Annotated in this window: 10 protein-coding genes; 6 read left to right on the forward strand and 4 right to left on the reverse strand. The window is 52.1% G+C overall.

Annotation, left to right across the window (positions count from 1 at the left end; translation table 11 throughout):
- Nucleotides 1-134: 134 nt before the first annotated feature.
- Nucleotides 135-986 (reverse strand): archaetidylserine decarboxylase, encoded by an 852-nt coding sequence (gene asd, locus ACTF5Z_RS09525; RefSeq protein ID WP_438985431.1) that lies wholly within the window; start codon nt 984-986, stop codon nt 135-137.
- A 103-nt stretch (nt 987-1089) separates the two neighbouring features.
- Nucleotides 1090-2016, reverse strand: coding sequence for an MBL fold metallo-hydrolase (locus tag ACTF5Z_RS09530; protein WP_438985432.1), 927 nt, complete (start codon nt 2014-2016; stop codon nt 1090-1092).
- A gap of 129 nt (nt 2017-2145) precedes the next feature.
- On the opposite strand from ACTF5Z_RS09530, the gene ACTF5Z_RS09535 reads away from it, so the two are divergent.
- Both ACTF5Z_RS09535 and ACTF5Z_RS09540 read left to right on the forward strand, forming a co-directional pair.
- On the forward strand, nt 2146-2904 hold the full coding sequence (locus tag ACTF5Z_RS09535) for a glucosaminidase domain-containing protein (protein WP_438985433.1): 759 nt from the start codon (nt 2146-2148) through the stop codon (nt 2902-2904).
- 27 nt (nt 2905-2931) lie between these two features.
- Nucleotides 2932-3327 carry a nuclear transport factor 2 family protein gene (locus ACTF5Z_RS09540; RefSeq protein WP_139042576.1) on the forward strand — a complete coding sequence of 132 codons (396 nt, stop codon included), beginning with the start codon at nt 2932-2934 and terminating at the stop codon, nt 3325-3327.
- 21 nt (nt 3328-3348) lie between these two features.
- On the opposite strand, the gene ACTF5Z_RS09545 is transcribed toward ACTF5Z_RS09540, so the two are convergent.
- Nucleotides 3349-4785, reverse strand: a complete 1437-nt coding sequence (locus ACTF5Z_RS09545) for a PhoH family protein (protein ID WP_438985434.1) — start codon at nt 4783-4785, stop codon at nt 3349-3351.
- Between the two features lie 162 nt (nt 4786-4947).
- Between ACTF5Z_RS09545 and ACTF5Z_RS09550 the strand changes: the two genes are divergently transcribed.
- The 4 genes from ACTF5Z_RS09550 to ACTF5Z_RS09565 all read left to right on the forward strand — a co-directional run bounded on the left by ACTF5Z_RS09550 (nt 4948) and on the right by ACTF5Z_RS09565 (nt 10634).
- Nucleotides 4948-6906, forward strand: a complete 1959-nt coding sequence (locus ACTF5Z_RS09550; protein WP_438985435.1) for a ribonuclease R family protein — start codon at nt 4948-4950, stop codon at nt 6904-6906.
- A 330-nt stretch (nt 6907-7236) separates the two neighbouring features.
- Nucleotides 7237-7941: a FadR/GntR family transcriptional regulator gene (locus ACTF5Z_RS09555; protein WP_438985436.1), complete on the forward strand. Its 705-nt coding sequence runs from the start codon at nt 7237-7239 to the stop codon at nt 7939-7941.
- Nucleotides 7942-8031: 90 nt separating this feature from the next.
- Complete coding sequence (gene uxuA / locus ACTF5Z_RS09560) at nt 8032-9222, forward strand: mannonate dehydratase (RefSeq protein ID WP_438985437.1); 1191 nt, start codon at nt 8032-8034, stop codon at nt 9220-9222.
- A 2-nt stretch (nt 9223-9224) separates the two neighbouring features.
- Complete coding sequence (locus ACTF5Z_RS09565; RefSeq protein ID WP_438985438.1) at nt 9225-10634, forward strand: mannitol dehydrogenase family protein; 1410 nt, start codon at nt 9225-9227, stop codon at nt 10632-10634.
- Nucleotides 10635-10654: 20 nt separating this feature from the next.
- Here the strand turns inward: ACTF5Z_RS09565 and ACTF5Z_RS09570 are convergent.
- A partial coding sequence (locus ACTF5Z_RS09570) for an acyl-CoA dehydrogenase family protein (RefSeq protein ID WP_438985439.1) occupies nt 10655-10945 on the reverse strand: 291 nt, incomplete at its 5' end.

Below are 10945 nucleotides of genomic sequence, written 5' to 3' on the forward strand. Positions count from 1 at the left end.
CGTTTTCGTGATTGCAAGCACGAAGCTGAGCCAGATTGTGCGCTTTTGGCGGCGGTGGACGAGGGGCGTATCAGCGAAGCTCGATTTCGCAGTTATCAAATATTGGTCGACGCGTTAGACGCCGACCGCCCCGTCTAAACGTTTATTCGTGAGGCAATGCATTCGCCCATGCGGATGTCGTTGCCCGCGTGACACCAAGTCTCCCAAGCGATCTGATCTTTGCCGAACAGCAAAATGACAGTTGACCCCAGTTTAAACCGGCCGAGCTCATCCCCTTGCTTGAGCTCGATAGCCGGCGCTGGTTGGGCGTAGTGGCGAGTAATAATCTGCGATCCAGGAGGTGCCACTTGGCCTTCCCAGACGGTTTCGATACCCGCTACGATCATAGCACCCACCAAGACGGCTGCCATTGGGCCCGCCTCTGTGTCGAAGAGGCACACCAAACGCTCGTTGCGAGCAAACAGTCCATCGACATTTTCGGCGGTGGTTTGATTTACCGAGTAAAGGTCGCCAGGGATGTATCGAGTGGCGAGCAGGGTGCCTTGAATCGGCATATGAATGCGGTGATAGTCTTTTGGGCTTAAGTAAATAGTAGCGAAATCGCCATCTTGGAAGAGCGCGGCCCATTCTTCGTTGCCACCGAGTAGGCTGGTAGTTGTAAATGATTTGCCCTTGGCTTGAAAAATCTGATCCCCATTGATTTTACCAACCTGGCTAAAGGCTCCATCTGCGGGACTCAGCACATCGGCAACGGCCAGCGGGCGAGCCCCTGGCTTTAAGGCGCGAGTGAAAAACTCGTTAAAATTGACGTAGGCTTCGGGGTAGGGTGCGAAGGCCTCTTCCATATTGACCTGATAGTGTTTAATAAACGCTTTTATCAGGGTGTTCTTGAGCCATTTTGGATGCTTGAGTTCGGCAAGGCGCCCCACCCAGCGAGACAGTAGGTGTTGGGGTAATAGGCGCTGAAGCAAGATAAAAGGCGACATAATCAAATCCGCAGGTACCACGTAAACCGCAAGTATATAGATTTTCTGGTAGTAACGGGGAGTCAGATTTTGGTTTGAATCTGAAAATTTCGGTACTTTTGCGCTAGCGTGTCCGATTCTGTAGTCGGTGCATAACACCCTGTGCATTTAAGGCCAGATCTTGACCAAGACTGTCTAATATCGTCGTTGCCTCTGGCCCGCTAAACGTCTGGGTTAAATTGTGCAGCGTGATGTTTTGAAGCTCTGCAGCGGCGTGCTCGATGTCGCTAATGTTGGCATAGGCGCCAATTTGTTGCTTTAGGCTTTGTGCTGTTCGAACGTCAAAGGGGATACGGCCGTAATGGGTAGGGTAAATCCACTGGGGCTTTTTAGCAGCGATGATATCGATAGACTCTTGGTAGTATGACGGCAAGAACTGTGTGGGGGTCGTGGCCGGCAAGGCAAAAGGCCAATCCCCTGTCTGCATGCAGGGGTAGCAAATGCCGAACGAGTCGCCGGTAAACCAGCCGCGGCTTTGCTCGTCCCACAAACACAGGTGGTGGTCCGCGTGACCCCGGGTATGATAGGCGGTGAGCCCGCGCTGACCAACCTCTACTGAATCGTGATCTTCTAAAATGACTACTCGATTTTCTGGTACCGGTATCAACTGCCCATACAGTGCGTCGAAAGCTTCTCCGTAGACTCCGCGAGCGGAGGCTTCGAGGCGCGAAGGGTCGATTAAGTGGCGCGCAGCTTTGGGGTGACAGTAGAGCTTGGCATTGGGCATGGCCTCAATCCAATGCCCAGCGGCGCCGGCATGATCTAGGTGCGCATGGGTCGGGATAACGGCGCTGAATTGGTCGAGAGACAGCCCTAAATCGCTAATGCGTTCCATCATGGCGGATAGGGCAGGGCCGGTGCCGGTTTCGATAAGGGCGCATTCCTCCCCATCTTGTACAATGTACGCGCAAGCGATACCAGGTGCAGCGTAGTCGGTGTCAATGCAAAAAATGTGGTCGGTGTAGCGCTGCGTATCCATGGTTTGTGTCATCTCCGGGGCCAATCGCAATGGCAACAAGACTATGTTTTCTCAGTGCGAAGGTCAAAATTCCCGCAAAAAATAGTCGGGTTGCGTGCTACCGCAGGTTAGAATTCAAGAAAACACAAAAATGAAGTCATTATGAGTCCCGTATTTAAGCGCCATTTTTGGCTGGCCGGTTTGCTGTTCAGTTCGTTGACCAGTTGCTTTGCAGGCGAGCACGCTCCGCCCGATTTTGCAGCTATCGAGAGTGTGCAAGCTCGTAAAACAGCGTTTTTTGATTATCTTCAGCCGATCGCTGCGAGGGTAAACACGAGCATTCTAGAAGATCGAAGCCGGCTTTTGGATATCGCAGAATCAAAAGACAGTATAGGTTGGTGGGATCGGCGTTTCTTGAACCGACTGGCAGAGCGCTACGATGTGGATCCGAGTGATAAGCAAACACTGTTGCGCCGCGTTGATGTCGTGCCCGTCAGTTTGTTGCTGGCACAAGCGGCCAACGAGAGCAACTGGGGGCGATCTCGTTTCGCGACTCAGGGCAAAGCTTTGTTTGGTCAATGGTGTTTCACGCCGGGTTGTGGCATGGTGCCCAAAGGCCGTCCTGCGGGGCAGACTTATGAGGTGCGCTCGTTCTCGACGTATCGGGACTCGGTAAAAGCATACGTACATAACCTAAATACCGGAGACGCCTACCGCGAGTTGCGCCTTATTCGAGAGCAAGAGCGCAAGCGATTGAGTAGCCCGGAAGGTGCAGAGTTGGCTGAAGGGTTGATTCGTTATTCGACGCGTGGTGAAGAGTATGTCAAAGAGATCCAGTCCATGATTCGGTTTAATAAGTTGGATCGTTTTGATGATGTAGCCTCAGCTTGCTCGCACACGGAAATGGATCACCGTTGTTAAAGACCCAACAAGAATATAAGGATGAACATGAGTCAGGTTGTCGATCGTTGGCATGCACTTGCCAAAAATCATACCAGCGAAGGTTTGCACGAGATGTTGGCCGACGAGGTGGTGTTTCACTCGCCGGTGGTACATTCACCCCAAGAGGGGCGTGCGATTACGCACGCGTACTTATCGGCTGCCTTTCACGTATTAATGAACGAGTCGTTTACTTATGTGCGTGAAATCATTGGGCCACATGATGCAATGCTTGAGTTTAAGCTTGAGCTCGAAGGGATTCATGTAAACGGTGTGGACATTATTCATTGGAATGACGATGGCAAGATCACCGACTTTAAAGTGATGGTGCGCCCACTCAAAGCCATCGATGTGGTGCGCAATCAAATGGCCGCAATGCTAGAGAGTATGGCCAAGGCGGGTTAAGCCGTCCTGGCCTGGGCGTTCCTACAGCTGCTCTTCAGCAAAAGCGGCTAGGCGCGAACGCACAATCCCGCCTATGGTCATAATACCGGCATGGGCGTAGGCCTTACTTTTTTCGACCAGGTAGGTCAGTCCCGAGCTGAGTGGCGATATGTATTTATTGTCGATTTGAGCAAGGTTGCCAAGCACAACAATTTTCGAATCGGATCCAACCCTCGAAATTATCGATTTTAACTGAAACTGGGTGAGTCCCTGTGCTTCGTCGATGATGATATAAGCATTATTGAACGAGCGTCCGCGCATAAAGTTTAAAGACTTAAACTGAATATTGGCGCGCTCTTTGACGTAGTCGATCGAACCGCTGGTGGATTCGTCAGCACCGTGCAGAATCTCGAGATTGTCGTCAAATGCGGCAAGCCAAGGTGCCATTTTCTCTTCCTCTGTCCCGGGTAAAAAGCCAATGTCCTCGGCGATGGGCGGCGTCGATCGGGCGACAATGAGTTTGCTGTATTTGCCGCCTTCAAGAATGGCATGCAGGCCGTAGGCCAGCGCAATTAAGGTTTTGCCTGAGCCTGCGGGCCCGGTGAGGACTGTCATGTCGATGTTGCTGTCGTCCAGCAAAGCCATGGCCATGGCTTGCTCCAGGTTACGCGGAGTCAGTCCCCAAAATTGGCGGTTCATTAAATGATGACGATCTTCGACTCTCAGGTAGAGGTGCTCGCTGTCCATGCGCTTTACACAGGCAATGAACTCTTGCTCGTCGTAAATGAATTGATTGGGGTAGGCCTCTGGTAATACCTCCCGAGGCACTCGGTACAGCGTGGTATCGCCCTCACGTAGTGTCTCGACTTCAGCTACACCCGACCAAAAATCACCTGTGATTCTTGTCCAGCCCCGCGCCAGTAAGTCAATGTCGTCCAGAACTTTATCGCGGCGGTAATCTTCCACGTGTAAAAGCCCCGAGCCTTTGGCTTTGATGCGCATATTGATATCTTTGGTTACCAAGCAAACAAAGCTGTCTTCTGCGGCTGCTTGAAGGCGCAGGGCGACATTGATGATTCGGTTGTCGTTACTGTGTGCTTCTTTAACACTTAAAAATGGTACGTCGCTGTCATCGTCAATAATTTGATCGGCATAAACCGATAGATTGCCCAGGGGGCCTGACACCGACGATCCCGGAATTTCAACACCGGCTTGTAGCTCTGCCGGCGTGGCGCCCTCGACAATTTTCTCGATGAGGTTGATGGCAATTCGTGCCTCTCGACTGACTGTTTTATCGCGTCGATCCTTAATGTCGTCGAGTTCTTCCAAAACGGTCATGGGAATGACGACATGGTGCTCATTAAAAGCCGTAATGGCGTTGGGGTCATGAAGCAGGACGTTGGTGTCTAGGACGTAGGTTTTTTTGGGTGAAGAGGTCAGGGGGGTGGGTTCAACTCGAAGCTTGGGCGATACCGACATGCAGCGTTCCTTTTCAAGAAGATTCCGTTTCAGTCTCGGTGGGCTTATACGCGCTGTCAACAATAAAATCATGCTTTCGTTAATTTGCGTTAAAGCCTCGTATAATCACTGACAGACCGGTGTTTTTCCGTTATGCTTTTTCTTTTTTGTGAAAAGCTCTCCATGCTAGATAAAGATGCGTTGGCCAGCCTTAAAGGCCTAAAATCGCAGATGGAGGCGGAAAAAGAGCGAGTTGATGCAACCATCAAAGGCACTCAATCTCGCTACGGTTTTGCCGTACTGGATGATGGGCGTGAAATCTTTGTTCCGCCCGATGAAATGCTTAAAGTACTACCAGGTGACCGCGCGCGCGTGTGCGTTCATCCGGGCCGAGAAGGCAAGCCTGTCGCCGACATTGAAAAGCTCATCGAAAGTCCTATGGGCGAATTCGTTGGGACTTGCGTGACCAAAGGGAAAGCATTTTTCGTGCAACCCGATTTCGGCACTCTCACACGCTGGTTGTTTGTTCCGCCTCACGCCCGTAATGGCGCCAAGGCTGGCGATCACGTGCGATGCGCCATACTGCGTCACCCCATTAAAGACGGTAAACCGCAAGCTAAAATCTTGCGAGTGTTGGGTAATCATTCGACACCCGGGATCGAAAACCAATACGCGGTAGCAAGCTTTGGTTTGGCTGACGAGTGGTCTCCAGCTTTACAAAAAGACGTTGAGGCAGCGGTTGAAGCGGGTATCAGTCTTGAAGGTCGTGTCGATTTAACCGCCTTAGGTTTTGTCTCGATCGATGCCGCCAAAACGCAGGATATTGACGACGCCTTATACGCTGAAACTACTGCTGATGGTTGGACTCTTTACGTCGCTATTGCTGACCCGGCAGATTATATTAAGCCTGGGTCTAGGCTTGACCAGGCTATTTGTGCGCGCGCGACCTCGGTGTATTTTCACGGTGATGTCATCCCAATGATGCCTGAACTATTGGCACAGCAAACGTGCGCATTAGTTGAGGGCGAGCCGCGCCCGGCTCTGGTGTTAAAGGCGGATATCAACAACGACGGTGAAATTACCCAATTTAAATTCATCGAGGCGATTATCAAGTCGCACGGCAAGTTAAGCTACTACGCGGTAGATCGCTACCTGTCGGGTAATAACGAAGACCCCGTGATGCACACTTCTGCCGTTGAAGCCTTATACCAGTTGTATCGAGTATTGCGTGAGCGTCGTTCTGCAAACGAGCTGGTCATGGAAGATCGCCAAGAGTTCCGCTGGGTGTTAAATGATCAGAAGCAGATCGAATCGATCGAGCCCAATGAAAAGCTAACTTCGCAAAAGCTTGTTGAAGAATGCATGGTCGTAGCCAATCGCTGTGCTGCGCAGTTCATGCTAGAAAAGCAAAGCAGTGGTCCTTTTGTCACTCATAGCGGTTTCAGAGCCGATCGATTGGACGAGGCCAAGCAGTTTTTCGAGCGGTTTGCGCCTGAGCTTCTAGAGGTTGACCCGACGACTGTTGCGGGATATCGCCAGATAATGGCGACGCTCGCCAGCAGTGAGCATGAACTGCCTCTACGTCAAATGGTCAACCGTTTGCTGACGCGCGCTAGCCTGACGACGGCGGGTGGTGCCCACATGGGTATGGCTCTGCCGGCTTACACTAATTGCACATCGCCTTTACGCAAGTACGCCGATTTGTTGGTTCATCGACAGTTAAAAGCTTTGTTGCGAGACCAAGTGGATACGGGCATCGAACAGGGCGTGCTGGATGGCTTGAGTCAGAGCATTCAAACTGCGCGAGATGCCTGCATCTACGCAGAACGGTGGCTCGCGGCCAATTACCTGAAAAAGCTGACTGGATTTAAGCGACAGGTTCCCTTGAGCGCGGTCGTGGCGCAAATCAGTAGCAGTGGCTTTATTGCGCGCTTAACTGATTCAGGCCTTGAGGGGTTTGTCGATTTGCGCAAGGATCCTGAAAAGTTCAGCTTTGATAAATGGACGGTCAGTCTAACTTCAACGACGCGGCGCTTTCAGTTGGCCCAAGAAGTCGCGGTGTACTGTGTTGGCTTTGATCCGAAAACTCGGGTGATCAACTTTGAGCTGGTGCCGGATTGCGGCTTGAAAACGGCTGGCTAATTCGGTCTGTTACAGGATCTTCAGTTTAAAGCCGCTCTCGTAGCGGTTTTTCACCTTTTTGTGTTCCCAAAACTATTTGCACTTGCACCACCTCTACGTTAGTCTTTCTTTGGTAAGGCCACATGACCGCCTCGGTCGGGTGGTATGAGGTGTCAGCGCCTAGATTATCGTCGAGGTGATTTGCGCGAAATGTAGATGCAAGGATTTTAAGCCAAGCCCATCAGCTAGCACGCAATACAATGCAGAAGTTCTACTGGGTCTGAAGCGAGGAAGCTTAGTGATGGGGGAGTTTTCGGGTATGATTGGAGCAAATGAACAGTGAATAGCTCTATGAAAATACAGTCGATTAAGCAAGAACGTTTGTACCTTCGAGTTGCCGATCAGTTAGCAGAAAAGGTTCGTAATGGAGAGATCAAAGAGGGTGAGCGCTTGCCCTCCGAGCGAGATCTGGCATCGCTGTTTGGGGTCAGTCGTCCCACTATCCGCGAGGCCATGATTGCTCTCGAAATTGCCGATCTTGTTGAGATTCGCTCGGGTTCAGGAGTTTATGTAAAAAGGCCGGAGCTAAACGACAAGTCTATGCCGGATGATGCGCCAGGCCCACTCGAACTTATCGAAGCACGTTATTTTATAGAAGGCGAGGCTGCAGCGCTTGCCGCTCAACGGGCTAACGACACTGATTTAGCTCTCATTGCTGGTGCCCTGGACGATATGGCGGCAGAAAACGAAGCCTCCGATGCGCATGAGGATGCCGACGAGGCGTTTCACACCTTAATTGCAATGGCGACCAAAAACAGCGCGATGATCGCTATGATCGAACGGCTTTGGGAGTGGCGCACGACAACGGCCATGAGCATGTTTTTTCATGAGCAGCAGCGCCAAAGTGGAATCCAGCCCTCGGTTGAAGATCACCGTCAAATCTATGAGGCCATTCGGCGTCGTGATGCCGACGCAGCACGTTCGGCAATGCATTCACACTTGGGTCGAGTGTTGTCTCAAATTGTCGACGGCGAGCTGGGCTCAGGCGGCGTTTAAACAAAAATTTTACAAAACGACTTGATTGGTCAGGCCACTTGACCGATAATGCCCAGCAATACAAATTCGTACTATGGCAAGGAATAGGCGATGTTAGAAACGTGGCGATGGTTTGGTCCCTCTGATCCAGTGACGCTCAGTCAAATCCGGCAAGCCGGTGCAACCGGTATCGTATCTGCCTTGGATCACATCCCCACAGGCGAAGCTTGGCCTCTTGCCGACATTCTCGAGCGTAAGACGATTATTGAAGAGGCAGGGCTCACCTGGTCGGTTGTGGAATCGGTACCCGTTCACAACAATATCAAATCACGCACCGCCGATTATGAGCGCATGATCGAAAACTACAAAGAATCGCTGCGTAATTTGGGCAAGGCCGGCGTGCGTACGGTGTGCTACAACTTTATGCCCGTGGTCGATTGGACTCGAACGAGTCTCTCGTACAAACTGCCCAATGGTAGCGTCGCGCTAAAATTTGAGATGACTGATTTTGCGGCCTATGACCGTTATGTGCTGGAGCGTTCGGGCGCCGAAACTTCCTACACTGCTGAGGTCTTAGCGAAGGCAGAGGCACGCTTTGCGCAAATGACCGAGCAAGATGTGCAAGCGCTCGAGACTAATATCATCGCCGGGCTACCCGGCGGCGAGGGCTCGTACGATCGCGCGGGTGTAAAAGCCGCGATAGAACGTTTTGCAGAATTTGATGATGAGACCTATCGCGGGCACTTGTTTGCTTTTCTTGATGAGGTTATCCCCGTTGCGGAAGAGGCTGGCGTGGTTATGGCGATTCACCCCGATGATCCACCGTTTTCGTTATTTGGCCTACCGCGCGTGATGTCTACCGCTGACGATGCGCGTAGGTTGACCGAGCACCTCCAAAGTCGTGCAAACGGTATTACGATGTGTGCTGGCAGCTTTGGTGCGCGGGCAGATGCGGATTTGGTCAGTTTGGTAAGGGCTTTCTCTGATCGGATTTACTTTGTGCATCTGCGCAACATTAAGAAAGAAGCGGACGGCTCGTTTATGGAGTCAGAGCACTTGGACGGTGACAACGATATTGTGGGTATAGTCGATGCGCTGCTCGATGAAGAAAACGCTCGTCGTGCACAATCAGAAAACTGGCTACCGATCCCAATGCGCCCTGATCACGGGCATACCATGGATGTCGACCAGCAGGCCAATACGACCCGCCCCGGCTATTCCTATGCTGGACGCATGCGTGGTCTGGCAGAGCTGCGAGGTGTCATTCATACCCTGTCTACTTTGAAGAAAATCGCGGTCTAACAATGTCTAAAACAGTGCCCGCGATTGTGCATATTGGTTTGGGCGCTTTTCACCGCGCTCATCAAGCGGTGTATTTGCAGTCGTACTTCGATCGAACGGGCGATGACTCGTGGCAACTTTGCGCCGCCAATATTCGCTCCAATCAGGCGATTGTCGATGCGCTTCACGACGCCGATCACTGCTATCCGGTTGTGGCTTACGAGTCGGAAGATACGGCGACGCTGACGAACGTGCGGGTTATAAGCGATACCCTGTTTGCGGGAAGCGATAAGTCTGTTTTGGTGCAGCGATTAATCGACCCCGCAACACGCCTAGTGACATTAACGGTCACCGAAAAGGGTTATGGATTATTGTCGAATGGTGAAGCCTTGAACCAAGAGGATCCGGCGATTGCCGCTGACTGGCAGAGCCTGGACGCGCCTAAATCGGTCCCTGGATTATTGCTGACTGCCATACACACGCGAGTGGCTCAAGGGCTTGCTCCCTTCACCGTGTTATCTTGCGATAACCTGCCACACAATGGCAGGCGTATTCAGACCGCCGTGTGTTTGTTGGCACAGCGGCACTATCCAGAGCTGGTAGACAGTATTCAGGCCATGAGTTTTCCGTCGAGCATGGTCGACCGCATCGTGCCCGCCGTGACCGACGAGGCTATTGCGAAATCCGTGCGCTGGGTTGGTAGGAAAGATCCACTTGTTGTCGTGACCGAGCAATTTTCGCAATGGGTTGTCGAAGATGATTTTGGCAATGGTCGTCCTGATTGGGAGCTCGATGGCGTCACTATGGTTGACGATGTTGAACCCTATGAGACGATGAAGTTGCGTCTGCTTAACGGAGCACACTCGCTCTTAGCGTACGCGGGACTCTTGCTTGGACACTCTACAGTCGACCAGGCGATTAACGACCCAGCCTTGCGTGCCCTGGTGCTAGCCTACTTTGGCGAAGCCCGCGTTACGGTAAGAGTTGCTGTCGATCTGGACGATTATTGCTGTGCTCTACTTAAGCGCTTTGCGAACAATAGTTTGCACCACCAGTTAGCTCAGATCGCGATGGATGGCTCGCAAAAAGTGCCACAGCGGTGGTTGCGCGGCGTCATTGATCGCAGACAGCAAGGCTTGGATTCACCGATTACGGCCCTGGCTCTCGCGTGCTGGATGGCGCATCTGCGCGGAACGGGTGTAGAGGGCGCCTCTTACCCTATTAATGACCCCTTGGCGGTCAGTTTGGCGCAATGCGTCGATGATGAGCCTAGCGCTTATGTCGCTAAGCTCATGGCATTGGATGGCTTGGTGCCGCTAGCCTGCCGTGACGATGATCGCTTTATCGCTCAGCTGGTTGGGAGCCTTGCGCGTGTCAGTGATTGCGCGACGACGGAAGCGCTTAAAAAACTATTCGTTGACGTGACGCCTTAGCGTCACGTCAGCTTCGCTTTTTAGCCCCACTGTTTGATCAGTTGTTTACCTAAGGCCATTTGGTGGACTTGATCCGGGCCGTCTGCTTGGCGGCACCAGCGGGCATAATTGAACGCATCGGCTAAAAAGTAATCGGCGGTCAAACCGCCGGCACCATGCATTTGCATGCATTTATCCAATACGTTTTGAATAGTGCGTGGCACGCCCACTTTAGCGGCGGCTATCATATCGCGCGCATCTTTGGCGCCGACTTGGTCCATTTTGTGACAGGCTTTGAGCACCAGCAATCGCGATGTCTCGATGTCAATAAA

The organism is Aequoribacter sp. (assembly GCF_965659035.1).
Taxonomy (GTDB): Bacteria; Pseudomonadota; Gammaproteobacteria; order Pseudomonadales; family Halieaceae; genus Aequoribacter.

Bases quoted from the DNA above. Each gene is read 5' to 3' on its own strand.
- uxuA (WP_438985437.1), top strand. From the start codon at position 8,032: ATGTTAGAAACGTGGCGATGGTTTGGTCCCTCTGATCCAGTGACGCTC.
- ACTF5Z_RS09530 (WP_438985432.1), bottom strand. From the start codon at position 2,016: ATGACACAAACCATGGATACGCAGCGCTACACCGACCACATTTTTTGC.
- asd (WP_438985431.1), bottom strand. From the start codon at position 986: ATGTCGCCTTTTATCTTGCTTCAGCGCCTATTACCCCAACACCTACTG.
- ACTF5Z_RS09550 (WP_438985435.1), top strand. From the start codon at position 4,948: ATGCTAGATAAAGATGCGTTGGCCAGCCTTAAAGGCCTAAAATCGCAG.
- ACTF5Z_RS09535 (WP_438985433.1), top strand. From the start codon at position 2,146: ATGAGTCCCGTATTTAAGCGCCATTTTTGGCTGGCCGGTTTGCTGTTC.
- ACTF5Z_RS09545 (WP_438985434.1), bottom strand. From the start codon at position 4,785: ATGTCGGTATCGCCCAAGCTTCGAGTTGAACCCACCCCCCTGACCTCT.
- ACTF5Z_RS09540 (WP_139042576.1), top strand. From the start codon at position 2,932: ATGAGTCAGGTTGTCGATCGTTGGCATGCACTTGCCAAAAATCATACC.
- ACTF5Z_RS09565 (WP_438985438.1), top strand. From the start codon at position 9,225: ATGTCTAAAACAGTGCCCGCGATTGTGCATATTGGTTTGGGCGCTTTT.
- ACTF5Z_RS09555 (WP_438985436.1), top strand. From the start codon at position 7,237: ATGAAAATACAGTCGATTAAGCAAGAACGTTTGTACCTTCGAGTTGCC.